The sequence below is a fragment of the Helicobacter sp. MIT 99-5507 genome (assembly GCF_003364295.1).
Lineage (GTDB): Bacteria > Campylobacterota > Campylobacteria > Campylobacterales > Helicobacteraceae > NHYM01.
The window spans coordinates 138,132-155,320 of sequence record NZ_NXLO01000001.1; the positions used below are offsets into that span (position 1 = coordinate 138,132).

The window sequence follows — 17,189 nt, forward strand, 5'->3', positions numbered from 1 at the left end:
TTATAAATACTAAAAGCTTAAAATTTTATAAAAATACTAAAAAGCCTTAGTTTTTCGAAAAAATAAAATCTTTAAAAAGCTCTTGGAGTTTATAAGCGCTAAATGGTAGATATTCAGCTATGCTAAAGCCTACTATTTTTGAGCTTTTATCAAGTAAATTTAAAATTTGGGCAAGTTTTTCAAGATTCATTTTGCCACCACCGCTACCATCGCCCACTAAAGTGGGATTTGCAAAATAAGTATCGCTAAAATACTCTACATTTAACACATCTATATCAAAATACACTAGCAAAGCATCAAATTTATCTATAATTTTTTTAACTCCTCATTACTTACAAACTCTTTATCTTGCACTTTATATGACACGCCTTTTTTATCTAAAAATTCTTTTTGATAACTATGAATCTCTTGCAAGCCTACTTTCATAATACAGCGGCACAGTAGCCCCGTCCTCCACAGCCTGCTTCATATCATAAATATCGATATAATCCCCAAAAACACTACGCGTATTGGCATCATCTTTTTCTATAGGAGTTCCGCTAAAGCCTATATAAGTGGCATTTGGCAGGGCATCACGCACATTTTGCGCGTAGCCATAGCTGATTTTTTCGCCCCTTAATCTCGCCTCAAAACCATACTGCGTGCGGTGAGCCTCATCAGCGATAACGATAATATCCTCTCTATTGCTTAAAGTCTCAAAGCGTTCATTCTCATCTTTAAATTTTTGCATAGTTGAAAAGATAATCCCACCTTTTATGCCCTTTAGCACACTTTTAAGCTCTTGGGTAGAATCTATGTGTTTTTGGAGTGGTTCTTAAAAGCTCGCTTGAGTGGCTAAAGGTGGTAAAAAGCTGATTATCTAAGTCGTTTCTATCGGTTAAAATTACAAGGTTGGATTGCTTAGCCTATCTAAAGCCTTAGCTGTAAAAAACACCATAGAAAGGCTTTTTCCACTACCTTGTGTGTGCCAAACTACGCCTCCTTTTTGCTTGTTGCATTGTCATTGCGAGCTGATTTATCAGCGTGGCAATCCACACTCATCGCCTTTTGCACGCTTAAAATGGCTTTATTTACAGCATAGTATTGATGATAAGCAGCGATTTTTTTAATGATTTTACTTTGCGCATAGCCGTTTTATCAAGGAATTTCACATTTTCATAAGTGATAAAAAATATGAAGCATATTTATTCTTTTTTAACAACACTCTTTTAGTAAAGCTTGGCTTTAAGTATAAAGACTTATTTTTTACTCAAATGCAAAGAGTAGCTTCAGTGCATTTAATACAAAATACACCTTTAAAAGATGAAAACTTAAGCCAGATAGTATCAGCCTTTGCTCCTTATTTTCAACCCAACTCAGCTCATCTTGATCCCTTGATAGAGCTTAAATTTGAAGAGCTATTTTTGCACCTTGCTCTAAGTAAAAATTCTTTATTTTTAAGCTTTTTAAAAACTATCTTTAATACAAGTCGTTTAAGGCTTGATCAGCTTTTTGCTTATTGTGAGAGTGAGTTTTTAAGTGTGGCTGATATGGCTGAGTTTGCAGGGCTTGATAATGCTAGCTTTTCGCGTGAGTTTAAGCAGTATTTTAAAATCTCGCCTAAAAAATGGCTTGATGAAAAACGCCTTTTAAAAGCAAAATTCTTACTTCAATATGCTGATAAAAATGTAAATGAAATTTGCACAGATTGTGGTTTTAGCTCACCAGCTTGGTTTATAGCTCGCTTTAAAGAGCAATTTAATCAAACTCAAAAGCAGTATCAAAAGGCTTTGCAAAAAGCCTAAATAGCTCAAAAACATAGAATCTTTCATATATAAAATATTTTCTAACAAGATCAAAAAACTTATATTTTTCTCCAAAAAACTTGCACAAAAGATTTTTCACTTTTCATATACTTTGCCTTGTAATTTTAAATCATAAAGGAGAAAAAATGAAAATAAAGTTTTTTATCAGTGCTGTTTTAGCGGCGAGTTTAACTCATGGGATATTTGCAAGCGAGCTTAAAAATGTGGATTTAGAAGGTTTTGCAAGTCCAGAAAGTGTATTTGTAGATGAGGATTTTATATATGTAAGCAACATAGGCACAAAAGCCGATCCTTTGGGAAAAGATGGTGATGGTTTTATCAGCAAACTTGATAAAAATGCTAAAGTTGTAGATAAGAGTTTTGCTTCAAAACTCAATGCCCCAAAAGGTATGGCAAGGCTTGATAATAGGCTTTTTGTAGTGGATATTGACACACTTTATGCCTTTGATGTAAGAAACAAAAAAGAGCTTTTAAAGATAAATATCAATGGGGCTGTCTTTTTAAATGATATTGCTGTTTTAGATGCAAATACCTTGCTAGTAAGCGATACAGGCACAGGGATAATTCATAGAATCAATCTTGGAGATAATTCTGTGAATGAGTTTTACAGACTTGATCTAAGTCAGTTTGGCGGAGGAAATGGATTAGCAATTGATACAAAAAATAATGCTCTTATTATAGCAAGCTATCACCCAGATGGAGTTAGCGGAGGTAAGGTTATAAGGCTAAATCTAGCAAATAAAAACATTGAAACCTTGATAGATACAAAAGGAGCATACGATGGCGTGGCTGTGCTTGAGAATGGAGATATCTTAGTAAGCTCATGGGGTGAGAATCTACAAGGTGTAATTTACCGAATGAGTTTGATTTTATAATCTCAACTATACCTTATCATTATGATATAAATGCTTATCAGGCTATGTTAAAGCTACATGGAGAAATGGCGATAGTGGGACTACCTGCAAAAAAGATAATCCTAGCTTTAATGCAAATGGCTTTATTTGGAACTTTAGACGCAAAATTTATAGCTCACTTATTGGCGGGATCAAAGAAACGCAAGAAATGCTTGATTATTCTGTGAAAAATAAAATTTATCCAAAAATTGAGCTTGTCACAGCTGATAAACTTGATGAATCTTATCAAAAAGTAGCGCGAGGAGAGGCTGATTTTAGGATAGTTATTGATATGAAGAAGAGTTTGAGTTAAAACATTTTAAATCTAATGAAGAATTATTTTTAAATTAAGAGCTTTTTATAAAGCTCTTAAAAAAGTAAAAATAAGTCTTGCTAGAATCTTTGTTCAGAATATAGCACATTTTGGAAATTTATTGCTATCATTTGTGCTCTTTGTAAAATAATATTTACATTTTCAGGAGTAAATATATCATTTAAGCTTTTTTCAAAAAGCTCTAGCCAGATATCAAAAAATTCACGTGGAAAAGGTGGTAGTTCAAGATGAGCTTTCATAGGATGTCCTTTATAATCTCCCTCACCAAGTAGCATTCCTTGCCAAAAATTACCTATTTTAGCTTTGTGAGCATCCCAAGCTTCTTCACTTGTGCCAACTTTTGAATTAAAAATTGGCCCTAAGTTCTCATCTTTTCTAATCTTTTCATAAAAGACATTCATCAGTTTATCTATGCTTTCTTTATCTATTTTGGTGCTTTTTTTGTTACAATTCATTTGTTATCCTTGTCGTTGAAAAAAATAATGCAAAACTATAGATAATTTCAATATTTAAAAAAATGATATCGGTTAATATTATGAAAGAATGTATAAAATACTTAGAAAAAATCGGCACAAAAAGGCTTTATGAAAAAGGTAGTATCATCTTTTTTGAAGGAGAAAATGCCCAAAAATTTTTCTTGCTTTTAAAGGGTGTAGTGCGTGTTTATAAAAGTATTTCTATAAATAAAGAGTTAAATTTGCATTATTTTAAAGCTTTTGATTTTATTGCTGAAATGCCAGCTTTTAAAAAAGCTTCTTATCCAGCAAATGCAGTTTGTGAGCAAGATTGCGAGCTTTTAGAGCTTGATTTTGATACTTTTGAGCAATCTTGTTTAAAAGATGGAAAAATTGCACTTATGATGATTAATTCTTTGTTTGCAAAGATTATGATACTTGAAAAAGAGCTTTTAAGAGGCTCTATGGAGCTTAGAAAACGTTTTATTTTTTTTATACTTGAAAATGAGTCAAATTTAGATCAACTTTCTCAACGACAAATTGCTATATTTTTAAATGCAAGGGCTGAATCTTTATCTAGGATTATTAAAGAATTTAAAGTTAAGCAGCTCATCAGCACACAAAAAGGTAAAATTAAACTTGAAAATAAGCAAGCTTTACAAAATGAACTTTGGTGATTTAGGTTTGGTAGAGATATTCTTTTAAAAATTAGAAGATTTAAAAAGTTTATTATTAAAAAAAATAAATTTAGTTTAAAAATGGATAAAAAGCAGAGCTAAACTCTGCTTTTAAATTATTTAATAGGTGCTTCAAAATAGAGCTCTACTTGAGTCCAAGTTACTCCCTCATGAAGTTCTTCACAACCCTCAATAAGCTTTTTATAAGCATTGTCCAAAGAAAAATCAAGCAAATCTATAGTGCCAATAGCTGAAAGTTTGCCATCTTTAATATTGTATTGTAAAGGAACTCTTCTATCTACTCCATTCATTGTAATATTTGCAAGTATAGTTCCCTTATCTTTACCTTCAATAACATTTTCAAATTTAACTTTGATAAGAGATTTTGCATCTTTATCTTTCTTAAAATATGCAAAGAAAAAATTAGTCAAATTTTCATTTTTGACATCATCGCCAAGGTTAATCTTTGCTGTATCAATTACAGCTGTTGCACCTTCTAAAACTCCTTTTATACTTGAGTTATCTTTACCAAATTGAAGTTTGATATCATCAAAACTTCCCTTAACTAATGCTTTATCAATAGTTTTAAAAGCTCCAAAGCTTATCTTTGCTTTCTTAGCGTCTAAACTAGCTGCATTTAAAGCTAAGACACCAAAAAATAAAGCACATAGCGATACTAAAAAAGTTTTTTTCATACCTATCCTTTTTGTTGAAATACAATCTTCGCTTGAAGATATGAATGATTCTATCTCAAAGAAAAAAAACAAGTCAATAATTTTTATTGATTAATAATTAAAAAAAATTATGTGTAAGAAAGACAAATAAAGCAAGGATTTTTAAATACCATTTTACAAAATAAACTTAAGTGTAATGCAGTTTTTTGTAAAACTTATTTAATTTACTTTACCTTAACTCTATCTTTGCGATATCTAGCTCACGCACAAAACCCACTATAACTCCACTAGTATTTCCTTCTAAGTCAAGCAAGATAATCTTTTTAAAGCCATTGTGAGATTTTTCTTCGGCTAAAAATGCACCATAAAATTCAAGATTGGCAAATAAAAATGTCGTAATCACATCTGATTTAGTGCTTGGCTCTTCATAGATTCTAACTTCACCAGTTGGATTTTTAAAAACAACATTTAGCGTATAAGTTTGCTCTTTGATAATATCTTTAAGCTCTATAGTGCGTCTTATTGTAGTATCAAGAATACATTCTGTAAAATCCTCAATATTATCTTTTGTATTGCATTCAAGATTGCGTGATTTAAGCCATTCTAGTTGGCTTTGCTTGATATTTTCTTTAAGCCCTTTTTACTCAAAGGCATAACTCATCGCAAAATTATAAAGTGTATTCATATTAAATGGCTCAAGCGGGCTATAAGCTTGTTTTGAAACAATACCTAGCGTGCAAATAGTATTTTTTGCATCTAAGCTTTCACAATCATAAATACTTAAACTCTTTTGCTTATCACACTCTCCATAAGGATCAAGCGGATTACACAGCTCAAAATCCCCATAAACACCTTCTTAAAACCTCAAAAGTCCCTAGAATCTACGCTTTTTTCTAAGGTAAAAAATTTTGAACTTTTAATGCCACTAAAGACGCTTGATGGGGTAAATTTGCCACTTACTTTGGAATATATTATTCGCTTTATAAATCCCAAGCGTATTATCATTATCACAAATCATCAAAATTTCAACCCTGCACTTTCTAAATCTTTTGACAATAAAATTACTTTTTTAGATGAAGATAAATTAGTTGATGGTTTAAGTTTGCAAAGTATTCAAAATAAAATTAGCACAAGAAATAAGGATTGCATCAAAAGAGCAGGATTTGATCTCTTTGGTTTTATCTTTTCCTTTAAGGAGAATAAAATATTTTTGCGTCATAACTACCTCTTAAATGGATAAGGGTTGATTATAACAAACTACACATTAAAAAAACAGAGTGTAAGTTTAACTTTATTGGCTTCTTGGTTGTCTTTGTTAAAAATTTCTGGCTTAAAAATTAGCTCTAAATTTTCTAATGTATCCTTACAATCTTTTATCTTTGGATAGATCAAAAAGCCTCTCTTGCATTGGTATTTGGCTAAATACGCAAAGATTTGATACATATCACTTTGAGAAATACCATAATTTTGTTTTTCTTGGCTTAAAATCTTCCATTTGGTATCAGCGATAAAAAGGGGCTGTTTTGCTTGGATTTGCTGTTTTTGGTAGCCGACAATATCGGGGTTAAGTAAAAATCTTTTTTTATCACCCTCTACTACAAGATATTTGCTCTTTTCTTGGGTTTTAAGGTAAGAATCTTTTTTGTTTTCCTCAAAAATTTGTTCCATAAATGCTTCGTTTTCATAACTTAACTTCATACCGCATAGCCATTTTTTCATCTCACTTGCGACAAAAGATTCAAAAAGTTTATTCATATCAAAGAGTAAGGCAAAGGCTTGAGAATTGCCTTGATAAGAGGTAAAAGTCTTGCACCTTAGAAATATTTCACACCATTGTAGTAGAGGATAATAACCTTTTAAATACCTTGATTTGCGGCATTGGCTGAAGTCTTTTGCGATGTGTTGGCTAGGACTAATGTCCGCAAAGATAAATCGTGCTTGGGTGAGCTTCGTGCTTGTTTTTGCACTTAGATTCTGTGTGCTTAAAAACACTAAGGTGCTTTTAATAATACGATTTGGGGCGATATTAGCACTAAACTCATCACTGCTTGTAAAGAATTTCTCTTTGTGGGCGAAATTAAGCTTTAGATTTTCGTTAAAAAGCAGTTTGCCTTTTAAAAATTTGCGATTTTGCTCACGCACGATATAATCACTTTTTAACCCCTTTTTTACTAATTTTTCTAATTCCTCCAAAAACATTAAAATAAAAATTTCAAGTAAAGGCATTTTGGCTAACTTTAAGTGTGCAAAATGACTTTGTTTAAAAGGAGAATCTTTAAGAGATTGAAGCATTTTGAGTAAAAGTGTTTTGGCGGATTTTATAGAGTTTTGTTTATTATCTATATCCTTGGATACAAAACCCTCACTTTCTTTAGCTGTGCGAAAAGTTTTTGGCAAAATCTCTAGGTAAAAGCCGCTTTTAGTTTGGATAAGCCCGACATAATTTTGTGCCTTTAGCTTTTTACCTGCAAATTTTAGGTAAATATGATTACCCTCTGTGTGCGCAAATTCTACCAATTCCTCAAAGATTTTTCGGGCTTGATTTTCTAGTTTTTCATTTATTTGATTATCTTTTTGCCCTAAAACTTGTTGAATCTCCTCTACCCCAAAGCTTTGCCATTCAGCGATACATAAGGTTTTATGATTCATTGTTGATTGGTTTCGTATATCTTGATATAAGTTTGAGGATTGTTCCAAATCTCATTATCTAATGGCGCGATTCTATAGATTTTTTTCTCACTATCTACAAACTCATCACTTAAATTTATTCCCAAATCTTGCATACTCTTAGATTCTACCATTCCATTACCATTAAGCACCGCGTCAATCTTAGCATAATCCTCATAGAAATATTCTTGCAAAAGAGGGATTATTTTTTTGGCAAAAATTGTTTTTAAGTCATTCAAACTTAATTCATACCAAACATTTTCATTATTTTTAAAAAATTTTGCTCCTTCAAAGAAAAATGCGTGTCCTATGGTATGCTCCCTATCAAGCAAAAATTCTATGCGATGATTAAGGGTTTCTAGAATATTAGATAGGATTTCAGATTCTTCCACTTTATATTTTTCAATGTGGAAAGCACGTTCTAAATTGTTATTTTCATCTCTTTTGCCCTCTGTATCTCTCACTAACCAAATACTTTTGAGCACTTCACAATCTGGCATCATCTCGCTAAATTCAAATCTCCTACGCAACGCAGTATCAAGTAAAGCAATGCTTCTATCTGCTGTATTCATTGTGCCGATAATGTAGAGATTGCTAGGCACACCAAATATCTCTTGGCTATAAGGTAGGGTTACCCTTAGCTCCTCATCATTTCCAATTCTTTTGCTTGGTTCAATAAGCGTGATAAGCTCCCCTAAAATCTTGCTAATATTCCCGCGATTAATCTCGTCAATAATGAGGATATAGGGCTTAAGTGGGACTTTTTCCACAGGCTTAGAATCCTGCTTTTTATACTCTGTATTCTCAAATTCTTGAAGCTTTTTATAGAGTTCAAAATAATAAATAGCATTGCCGTGCCATTGTGATTGTGATTCGTAAGCCGGTTTAATATCTTTATAACTTTTTATATCTCCACTTTTAAATTTTGGATAATCTCTTAAAATAATTTCTTTAGTCAAGCTTTGCATAGAATTTGATTCTACGCTTGTCCCAATACTTATGGATTTTATCTCCCCATTTTCCTTAAGATTAATGGAGTAAATTTTCATTTTTTTATAAAAATCAAGTTCTTTCCCCTCATCTAAAACCTGTTTTAGAGAGAAAGCATAAGTTTGGAATAATTCTTGAGTATTAACTTGTTTATTTTCAGATTCATTGCTAGATTCTTCATGTTCTTGATAATTTATTAATGCCCTTTGGCAAATTTCTTTAAAGATTCCATTTCGCACTTCATAAGTCATATTTTGCGGATTATCAGTATTTGGCTTTATCCCTTCTACAAACTCCTCATAAGAGAAGCTTTGGTGAAAGGTGATAAAGGCGATTTGCCCGCTTTCTTTAAAGTATTCAAACAAAGCCTTAGCGTATTGACGGTTTGTTTCTTGGTTATTTTTTGATGTTTTAGTAATATCTAGGATTAGCCTTTCACATTCACTTTTGATTTTGTCATAATCTAAAGTATCCTTATCCTTACTAAACCCTAAAATCTCCAAAGCCTTATTGATGGTTTCATAAGTCTTACCTGTTCCTGGAGGTCCATAGAGGATTTGATTGAAAGGAATTGTATTTTGAACTTGAGTATTTGAATTATTTTGTATTTGATTCTCCTTTATTTCTTGTGAATTTTTACGATATTTTTGCCAAAGAGGTATAGATTTTTCTTGTATCATTGTTTCAAGGGTATAAGGAGTTTTGTCTCCCAAAAGTTTTTCATAAATTTGTGCTGTGCTTAGATTTTCCCCTAATTTTTCTCCCTTTGCGATTTTTTGTAAAACATTTTCGCTAAATATGCAAACCATTTTCATATTCTCAATTTCTTGGTAATGAAAGGCAATTTTCCATTTAAATGAATGCTCTAAAGTTATATTTTCTATCTTATCAAGTTGATTATTTTTGCTGTATTGGATAACTTCAACTATTTTTGACTTGATAATTTTGAATGCTTCTTCTGGATTATTATTTTTGTCATAAAAATCTTTTAACCAAGCATATTGTTTATCTTGCGAATAGAGATGTTCAGCCTTTACTTTGTATTCTTTCCCATTACAATGACAAATACCAAATTTCAAATTGCCTAAACCGCCAGCTACTCCCTTAATACTACCAAGATGTTTCAGTTTATGTTCTATCCAATAAGTAAAATCATCTCTATTTGCTCCACCTAGTCCTGTATATTCCTCTAAAGTCATATTTCTGACTTTTTCCAAACTCCAACGCTCTTGAAATTCCTTAAAAATTTTTTCATCATTTGTCATAAAACAGCCCCTCTTTATCTTAAAATTTCTAGTGCATATTTTATCAAAAAACAAATTCTACTATAAGCCAGTAAAATACTTACAATCCTCAATTACAAGGCTTAAATAAAAGCACTTATAAGCAACTCTTGGCTAAGATTGCACTAGAAACTAACAAATACAAATTCTATAATCTTTAAAGGATTCTTTGCCAAATCTTGTAGAGGAACTAAGCTTGGCATTGGTGGGGTAGGGGGAAGTAAATTTTGCCTGTATTGATTGGGTTAAGAAAATGTGAGTAAACAAAAGGTATTATTCTAGTTTATTGAGGCGGTAGAGCGGTGGAAAGAAAACTAATCAACAGAATACAAAGAGTAATGGGCTATGGAATGACTTGTCCCCTGCATATTGTTGCAAATGATGGAAAAGATTATATTTTAAAGACAAGAATCAAAACTTTTGATTCAAATGATAAACCTTTTACCTCATCAAAAGAGCTTTTTGCTGAAATTTTTTCTTATCTTTACCTAAATGCTTTAAATGCCTCTTATATTCCAAAGTTTTGCCTCCTTGAAGTCAATGACGAGACACTTAGCCTAGCACAGAAATTCGCAAATAGTCAAGACGAGAGAGAAAAACAAGCCTATGAAAACCTTAAGGTTTCAAAGGGCTTGAATCTAGGTGTAGAGTTTATACTTAATGCAAGTAAGCCTTTCACCCAAATAAACTTCACACAAGAATTTAAACGCTTAACTATTAATTATGACGCAAGATTGATGAATACAGATAGAAGTGCAGAAAATCCTAATATCTTGAAAGATTCTAACGAAAAGCATTGGTTGATTGATTTTGGTTTAGCATTAGATTCGCTCTATCTCTTTGAGGAGTTAGTATCAAAAACGGGATTGTTTGGTGCAAATGAAATTTATTTTGATAAATGTTGCTTTAGAGATTATCTTTTTAACGAAATAGAGAGAAAAAATATTAAACATTGGCGTTCAAAGATTGATAAAGTTAAACTAGACAATATTATCCAAAATATTTGTAAAATCACGCATTTATTTGAGGCACAATCACAGGAGCAAGAATATTTAGCCCAAATCATTGCCAAAAGAGAGCAATCAAAAAGGATTTTTAATGCGTAAAATCTACACTTATAGGGTGATAAAATACTTTCCACATATAAGAAGTGATGAGTTTTTTAATGTAGGTATTTGGCTATGGGACGAGCAAGGCAATAAAAAACAAATCTATATTGATAAAAGCCAAGAGCATATTAAGCACCTTTTTAAATTCCCCTCCATTGATAAAAAAGCCTTGCCTTTTTTCTTAGAAAACATAAGACAAGAAACAAAAGCACAATCTTGGTATGATAATCATTTACGCTTCAGCGAGATAGATTCCATAGTAAGCGAACAAGGCATAAATGAGGTAGCAAATATTTTATATGAGGATTATATCGGTTATAAGTTTCACATTAAAGATATGAAAGAACGATACAAAGAAGCGAATGAGAGGACAAAAATCATATTTGAAAAGAAATTTCAAACAAAGCTTTTATTAGAATCTCACAATGATTATTCTTTTTCTCTTATCAATAAAAAGACACAAAAAAAGTATTATGGTAGGTTTGGTAGCGTAAATGATAAAAAAGATATTCAAGATATTATGTATTTTAGTTTAAAGGACAAAAATTATACAAAAATGAATATTAACCTTTTAGGTATCGTCTCTGCTGATGAAAAAGAAATTCAATCGTGTAAAGAGGATTTTTTGAATCCTAATCATATTGCTTATGTTTCATATCTTAATAATGAAGAGAGTGAAAAATATTTTGAGAGTATTTCACAAACTGCATAATAAAAGTAAAATGAAGCACAAAGGCAAACTCCTTATACACAAGTGGTGGTTTTGGTAGAGAGGTTGCAAGAGTTAGCGGAGGATAAGAAAGGTTAAGCTTGAGCTTAGTAAGGTAAAAAATAAAAATCAAAGGAGTAATTATGCAAAATTCTTATGCAGATATTAAAGGGTTAGCAGAAAGAACATATAAAAATAAAAAAAATGGTGTCTCATTAATTTTAAGAGAGGCTATTTCAAATGCGATTCACGCTTGTATTATTGAAAAAACAAGAAGAAAAAATATCCAATATATACCTAAGATAGAAATAAAAATTGATTCAAAAAATAATACCATAATCATTAAAGACAATGGCATAGGCTTTTCACTTGAGGACAAACAAATATTTTTTAATATTGCAAAACAAAATAAATTAAAAACAGAAAACAATCTTCCCAGCAAAGGTTTAGGGAGGCTTGTATATCTATATTTTAGTGAAAAAGCATTTTTTGATACTATTAATGACAATAAAAATTTTTCATTTAACTATCCATCAGAACTTAATTTATTTGATGAACTTGAAAAAACACCACAGGAATCAAATGAGGAAAATGGAACAAGTTTAACATTAATAATAAAAGAAAATCTTTTAAAAACATTTATAGATAAATACAAAAAGGATATGACAAAGCTACAAGAATGGATTTTAGATAATTTTGCATTTTTATTTTGCGACTTAGATAATTTAAATTTTTCTATCGCCATAGATGAAAAGGTAGAAACTATACCTCTAAATAAAGTAAAAAAAGAAAATTATAAAATTATCATTCAACGAAAGGAATATAATGTATTTTTATTAAGCGTAAAAGGCAATGAAAAATTAAATATAAAATTAGTAGCACACAAACTATTGGTAGATAAGAGTCTTGAATATGATAGGGAAATAAAAAATCTAAAACAAACAATATACATATCCTCTCCTTTATTAGACGACAGAATTACACACGATGGTTTGAGCGTTGAAATTGAGGATATTAAGAATGAAATCAAAAAGGAAATAACTAAAATATTAGATGAAAAATTTAAAGATTATTTTGAAAATCAACAAAACCAATCCATACAAAATTTAAGTATTACAAAGCAAGAACTTCCATTTTTGGCTGACTTTATGCAAAAACCTAGTTCAATTAATGGACATAAAATTATTACAAAAGAAGATTTTATTAAGGAAGCCATAGAAAAAAAAGCAATTTAGAGAAAGATTTTTGGCTTAAAGAAGATAGTCAATTAGATGATAGACTACAAAAATCGGCATTATATCTCTATGTAAAGCATAGAGAGAGAATTTTAAAACTTTTAGAAAAGATGATGGGGGATTCTAACTTTAGCGAAGATGATTTTCATCAACTCTTAACAGATAAAAAATGTGAAAATTTAGTGATAGCAAATCATAATCTGTGGCTTTTAGATGATAAGTTTTCATATTTTACTGAAGGATATAACGCAAAAAGGGGTAAAAGTGAAGTAGATGTAGCGTTTTATATTAATCCCTTTATAGACAATGAAAGCCAACCAAGCCATATTGTGTTAATAGAGCTTAAAAAAACCCAAAAAAGCCCATAATGTAGGAGATATGATAAATCAAATTAAAAAATATGCAGAGTCTATATATGGCAAAGGACAAACTAAAGGTGGCATTGATATTGATATGTCAGAATGTAAATTTTTTGGTTATATCATTGCAAACAATAAAGATATAGAAAATGAGTATAAAGATTATGGCAGCCCTGATTTTAAAAAAATTCCATATACCACAAGCAGTTTTGAGGGTAATATAAACTTTTATCCAGAAAATCAACAAAATCCTATCTCTATGTATTTAACTTTGCTTGCCTCTCAAGATTTATTGAATATTGCAAAATTGAGAAATAAAATTTTATTTGAAATGTTACAAACATCCAATCCACAAAATGGAGAAAATAATGATGAATAATCTCCCGCAAGGTTGGGAAGTTAAAACGCTTGGGGAAGTGTGTGAGATTTACACAGGTAATAGCATAAATCAAGCAAAAAAAGAAAAAGAATTTACAAATTTAAAGGAAGGGCTAAATTATATCGCAACAAAAGATATAGGTTTTGACAATGTAATCAATTACAATAATGGGGTAAAAATTCCTTTTGAAAAAGTAAAAGATTTTAAAACAGCAAAAGTTAATTCTTCTTTATTGTGTATAGAGGGTGGAAGTGCAGGACGCAAGATAGGTTTTACAAATCAAAAAGTCTGTTTTGTAAATAAACTTTGTTGTTTTGAAACTTTGCAAGATGAACCTAGATTTATTTATTATTATTTGCAAAGTGATTATTTTATGCAAAAATTTAGGCTTAATATGTCGGGTTTAATAGGTGGAGTAAGCAAAGACCGCATTAAGCAAATTCAAATCCCCCTTCCGCCGCTTGAGGTGCAAAAAGCCATAGTGGAAAAGCTAGAAAATGCCTTTGCACACATTGATGAGGCAGTGCGTCATCTTAAGGCGGTTCAAACCAACATTCCGCGTCTTAAATCCTCCTTGCTCCACTCCGCCTTTAGCGGCAAACTCACAGAATCTCAAATCACTACACCTATTTCCATGCTTTCTTTTTCACAAAGAAAATCTAATCCCTCCCCGCTCCCTTTAACAAAAGAAATGCTCCCTTTCTTTTGCACAAAGGGAGAGCCTGCACACTCTCCACTTCTAGCAAAAAATCGGGCATGAGGCACTACTGCTCCTGCTTTTTCCGATTTTTCACACCACGAAGTGGGTGCAGAGTCTCACTATGATTGCCATTCTAAGGCTTTAGCCAAAGAATCTAAAGACAATAATACCCACACTCTCCCTAAAAATTGGGAAGTCAAAACACTTGGGGAGATAGGCAAGGTTGTTTCAGGTGGCACTCCCTCCACAAGCAACAAAGATAATTTTGATGGAGAAATTGCTTGGATTACACCCGCAGACTTATCAGGTTATAAAGAAAAATATATCTCAAAAGGGAAAAGAAACCTTAGCGAACAAGGTTTAAAAAACTCATCGGCTAGACTTTTGCCCCCAAATTCTATTCTTTTTTCATCAAGAGCACCGATTGGGTATGTTGCAATTGCTTCAAATACTTTATGCACGAATCAAGGGTTTAAGAATTTAATTCCTCATAGCAATGTGAGCAGTGAATATATTTATTATTTTTTATTGTATTCTAAAAGATTGGCAGAAAGTGTTGCAAGTGGGACAACCTTTAAAGAAATTTCTGCTACAAATTTTTCAAAACTTCATATCCCCCTCCCACCCCTTGAAACCCAAAAGCAAATCGTGCAGATTTTAGAATCCAAATTTGCGCATTTGGAGAAGTTGGCGCAGTTTGTGAATGCAAGCCTAGAAAATCTCCAAAAACTCAAATCCTCGCTTTTAAACCAAGCCTTTAAGGGTGAGTTGGTATGCTAGGCATTATGGATTGCTTCGCCTACGCTCGCAATGACAAAAAGGCAGAATCTGGATTGCTTCACTTCGTTCGCAATGACAAGAGAAAAAGCTCTCGCAATGACATTTTCTATTCCGTCATTGCGAACGAGTGAAACGAGCGAAGCAATCTATAAACAACAAAAGGAAGTAAATGAAGCAAGCCTATATCTACATACTTTTTAATAAACCAAATGGCACGCTTTATGTAGGTGTTACAAGCAATTTAGTTAAAAGGATATATGAGCATAAAAATAAGGTTGCAGATGGATTTACTAAAAAATATGGTGTGGATAAGTTGGGATATTATGAAATTTTTGATGATATAGAAAATGCGATTTTGCGAGAAAAACAGCTTAAAGGTGGAAGTAGAGCAAAGAAATTGGAGCTTATTACAAATTCAAATCCTAAGTGGAGGGATTTATATGAGGATTTGGTATGATTATTAAAGGTTATTATGTGTGGATTGTTGTTATGGATTGCTTCGTCAGCCTTTGGCTTCCTCGCAATGACGGCGGGATTTGTCATTGCGAGCGACCAGCGGGAGCGTGGCAATCTATTATTTTATGGATTGCTTCACTTCGTTCGCAATGACAAGAGAAAAAGCTCTCGCAATGACAAAAAGGCAGAATCTGGATTGCTTCACTTCGTTCGCAATGACAAGAGAAAAAGCTCTAGCAATGACGAGTATAAGGTATAGATTGCTTTTCTTATTATAAAAATCCTTTGTTCATACTTGCAGAAAATATTATATAAATCTTTTTATCTAGCTAATTTTGCTATCTATTAGAGTATAAAATATTTCTAAAGTTTAGCATTGTATTTTGCCTATCCTTTAGAAAAATTCAAGTTAAACTCGCTATGATATAATAGACTTTAGATAAGGAGTGTGTATGCCTAAATGGACAAGCTTTGATACCCGCTGGATGGTGTCATTGTTCGGGACAGCCGTTGGAGCGGGGATTTTATTCCTGCCGATTAAGGCTGGGACAGGCGGAATCTTACCCGTTATTATTATGACCGTTTTGATTTTTCCGATGGTGTGGCTATCTCATCGCGCACTTAGCCGATTTGTGTTGGAAGCAAAAAACAGCGAACACGATATTACGCAGGTTGCGGAGGAATATTGGGGGCGCAATGTTAGCCTTGCAATTACGATTCTATATTTCTTTGCGATTTATCCAATTTGCTTGGCTTATGGCGTTGGAATCACAAATACTGTTGATAGTTTTCTTGTAAATCAATTTGATATTCATTGTGAACGAGCGACTTTGGCTTTTATCCTTGTTTCTGCATTAATGGCGGTGATGTTTTTAAAAGAAGAATGGATTACATGGGCTTGCAATATTTTAGTTTATCCATTATGTCTTGTTTTATTTGTATTTTCGATTTATCTTATTCCATATTGGAATCTAGAATCATTAGGAAATATCCCGCAGGCTGATGAATTTTTAATTATCGTATGGCTAACTTTGCCCGTGCTTGTATTTGCGTTTAACCACTCTCCTGCTATTTCGACTTTTAGCATAAGCGTTCGGCGAGAATATGAACAAGATGCGTCTAAAAAGAGCAATCAGATTCTATTCTGGACGGCGGTTATGTTACTTGTTTTTGTAATGTTTTTTGTATTTTCATGTATTTTATCACTAGCTCCGCAGGATTTTGAGGAAGCAAGGTCGCAAAATATCCCGATTCTTTCATATTTTGCTAACAAAGTTGATAATCCAATTATATCTTATGGTGCGCCACTTGTTGCATTTTTAGCAATTGGCTCATCATTCTTTGGGCATTATTTTGGGGCTTATGAGGGCTTAAATGGAATTATCCGCAAAGGTGTAAAAACAGCTGGAATGACTCCTAATATTTCATATATCAAAATATTTAGCACAATTTTTATGTATGTTACAATTATTATTGTTGCGTATTTAAACCCAAGCGTACTAGATTTTATAGAATCACTAGGTGGACCTATTATTGCTATGATTTTATTTGTTATGCCTATTTTTGCTATTTGGACGGTTGCAAAACTTAAAAAATATCGCAACAGCAGCCTTGATGGATTTGTTTTAATTACTGGGATTCTAACAATTATTAGCGTTGTTTATAAGATGGTGGGGTAGCATAT

At 32.0% G+C, this 17,189-nt stretch carries 20 protein-coding genes and 1 pseudogene; 14 read left to right on the forward strand and 7 right to left on the reverse strand.

What is annotated here, in order from left to right:
* Positions 1-46: 46 nt before the first annotated feature.
* Complete coding sequence (locus CQA42_RS08340; RefSeq protein WP_220271573.1) at positions 47-286, reverse strand: hypothetical protein; 240 nt, start codon at positions 284-286, stop codon at positions 47-49.
* Positions 287-397: 111 nt separating this feature from the next.
* A pseudogene (locus CQA42_RS00730) lies at positions 398-937 on the reverse strand (DEAD/DEAH box helicase family protein).
* Positions 938-1,157: 220 nt separating this feature from the next.
* Here CQA42_RS00730 and CQA42_RS00735 point away from each other — a divergent pair.
* The 3 genes from CQA42_RS00735 to CQA42_RS08195 all read left to right on the forward strand — a co-directional run bounded on the left by CQA42_RS00735 (position 1,158) and on the right by CQA42_RS08195 (position 3,011).
* A complete protein-coding gene (locus CQA42_RS00735; RefSeq protein ID WP_408941427.1) occupies positions 1,158-1,784 on the forward strand; it encodes a helix-turn-helix domain-containing protein in 627 nt (208 codons plus the stop codon).
* A 146-nt stretch (positions 1,785-1,930) separates the two neighbouring features.
* On the forward strand, positions 1,931-2,680 hold the full coding sequence (locus CQA42_RS00740) for an ATP-binding protein (protein WP_115582787.1): 750 nt from the start codon (positions 1,931-1,933) through the stop codon (positions 2,678-2,680).
* A gap of 187 nt (positions 2,681-2,867) precedes the next feature.
* Positions 2,868-3,011 (forward strand): hypothetical protein, encoded by a 144-nt coding sequence (locus CQA42_RS08195; RefSeq protein ID WP_181881435.1) that lies wholly within the window; start codon positions 2,868-2,870, stop codon positions 3,009-3,011.
* A gap of 80 nt (positions 3,012-3,091) precedes the next feature.
* On the opposite strand, the gene CQA42_RS00745 is transcribed toward CQA42_RS08195, so the two are convergent.
* Positions 3,092-3,487, reverse strand: coding sequence for a group III truncated hemoglobin (locus tag CQA42_RS00745; RefSeq protein ID WP_115582788.1), 396 nt, complete (start codon positions 3,485-3,487; stop codon positions 3,092-3,094).
* 80 nt (positions 3,488-3,567) lie between these two features.
* Here CQA42_RS00745 and CQA42_RS00750 point away from each other — a divergent pair, with 80 nt between their 5' ends.
* A complete protein-coding gene (locus CQA42_RS00750) occupies positions 3,568-4,164 on the forward strand; it encodes a Crp/Fnr family transcriptional regulator (protein WP_115582789.1) in 597 nt (198 codons plus the stop codon).
* 116 nt (positions 4,165-4,280) lie between these two features.
* Here CQA42_RS00750 and CQA42_RS00755 read toward each other — a convergent pair whose 3' ends face one another.
* Positions 4,281-4,859, reverse strand: coding sequence for a YceI family protein (locus CQA42_RS00755; RefSeq protein WP_115582790.1), 579 nt, complete (start codon positions 4,857-4,859; stop codon positions 4,281-4,283).
* A gap of 208 nt (positions 4,860-5,067) precedes the next feature.
* Entirely contained in the window at positions 5,068-5,241 is a 174-nt protein-coding gene (locus CQA42_RS08200) for a hypothetical protein (protein ID WP_181881436.1), read from the reverse strand.
* A gap of 558 nt (positions 5,242-5,799) precedes the next feature.
* Between CQA42_RS08200 and CQA42_RS00760 the strand changes: the two genes are divergently transcribed.
* Positions 5,800-6,078 carry a hypothetical protein gene (locus CQA42_RS00760; RefSeq protein WP_147289240.1) on the forward strand — a complete coding sequence of 93 codons (279 nt, stop codon included), beginning with the start codon at positions 5,800-5,802 and terminating at the stop codon, positions 6,076-6,078.
* Between the two features lie 17 nt (positions 6,079-6,095).
* Here CQA42_RS00760 and CQA42_RS00765 read toward each other — a convergent pair whose 3' ends face one another.
* Both CQA42_RS00765 and CQA42_RS00770 read right to left on the reverse strand, forming a co-directional pair.
* The gene (locus CQA42_RS00765) at positions 6,096-7,487 is read right to left on the reverse strand and encodes an McrC family protein (protein ID WP_147289241.1); all 1,392 of its coding nucleotides are present in this window, start codon (positions 7,485-7,487) and stop codon (positions 6,096-6,098) included.
* A complete protein-coding gene (locus CQA42_RS00770) occupies positions 7,484-9,760 on the reverse strand; it encodes an McrB family protein (RefSeq protein ID WP_115582793.1) in 2,277 nt (758 codons plus the stop codon). The genes CQA42_RS00765 and CQA42_RS00770 overlap by 4 nt, the downstream gene beginning before the upstream one ends.
* A 320-nt stretch (positions 9,761-10,080) precedes the next feature.
* Here CQA42_RS00770 and CQA42_RS00775 point away from each other — a divergent pair, with 320 nt between their 5' ends.
* The 9 genes from CQA42_RS00775 (at position 10,081) to CQA42_RS00815 (ending at position 17,184) form a co-directional block, all read left to right on the forward strand.
* The gene (locus tag CQA42_RS00775; RefSeq protein WP_147289242.1) at positions 10,081-10,884 is read left to right on the forward strand and encodes a HipA family kinase; all 804 of its coding nucleotides are present in this window, start codon (positions 10,081-10,083) and stop codon (positions 10,882-10,884) included.
* Entirely contained in the window at positions 10,877-11,599 is a 723-nt protein-coding gene (locus CQA42_RS00780; RefSeq protein WP_115582795.1) for a DUF3037 domain-containing protein, read from the forward strand. The genes CQA42_RS00775 and CQA42_RS00780 overlap by 8 nt, the downstream gene beginning before the upstream one ends.
* A gap of 140 nt (positions 11,600-11,739) precedes the next feature.
* Positions 11,740-12,831, forward strand: a complete 1,092-nt coding sequence (locus tag CQA42_RS00785) for an ATP-binding protein (RefSeq protein ID WP_115582796.1) — start codon at positions 11,740-11,742, stop codon at positions 12,829-12,831.
* 113 nt (positions 12,832-12,944) lie between these two features.
* Positions 12,945-13,199: a hypothetical protein gene (locus CQA42_RS00790; RefSeq protein ID WP_115582797.1), complete on the forward strand. Its 255-nt coding sequence runs from the start codon at positions 12,945-12,947 to the stop codon at positions 13,197-13,199.
* A gap of 10 nt (positions 13,200-13,209) precedes the next feature.
* Positions 13,210-13,569 carry a hypothetical protein gene (locus tag CQA42_RS00795; protein WP_115582798.1) on the forward strand — a complete coding sequence of 120 codons (360 nt, stop codon included), beginning with the start codon at positions 13,210-13,212 and terminating at the stop codon, positions 13,567-13,569.
* A complete protein-coding gene (locus CQA42_RS00800; RefSeq protein ID WP_181881437.1) occupies positions 13,559-14,329 on the forward strand; it encodes a restriction endonuclease subunit S in 771 nt (256 codons plus the stop codon). Before CQA42_RS00795 ends, CQA42_RS00800 begins: the two co-directional genes overlap by 11 nt.
* A 42-nt stretch (positions 14,330-14,371) precedes the next feature.
* Positions 14,372-15,049 (forward strand): restriction endonuclease subunit S, encoded by a 678-nt coding sequence (locus CQA42_RS00805; RefSeq protein WP_115582800.1) that lies wholly within the window; start codon positions 14,372-14,374, stop codon positions 15,047-15,049.
* A 169-nt stretch (positions 15,050-15,218) separates the two neighbouring features.
* Positions 15,219-15,506 carry a GIY-YIG nuclease family protein gene (locus CQA42_RS00810; protein ID WP_115582801.1) on the forward strand — a complete coding sequence of 96 codons (288 nt, stop codon included), beginning with the start codon at positions 15,219-15,221 and terminating at the stop codon, positions 15,504-15,506.
* A gap of 451 nt (positions 15,507-15,957) precedes the next feature.
* Positions 15,958-17,184, forward strand: coding sequence for an aromatic amino acid transport family protein (locus CQA42_RS00815; protein ID WP_115582802.1), 1,227 nt, complete (start codon positions 15,958-15,960; stop codon positions 17,182-17,184).
* Positions 17,185-17,189: the final 5 nt, after the last annotated feature.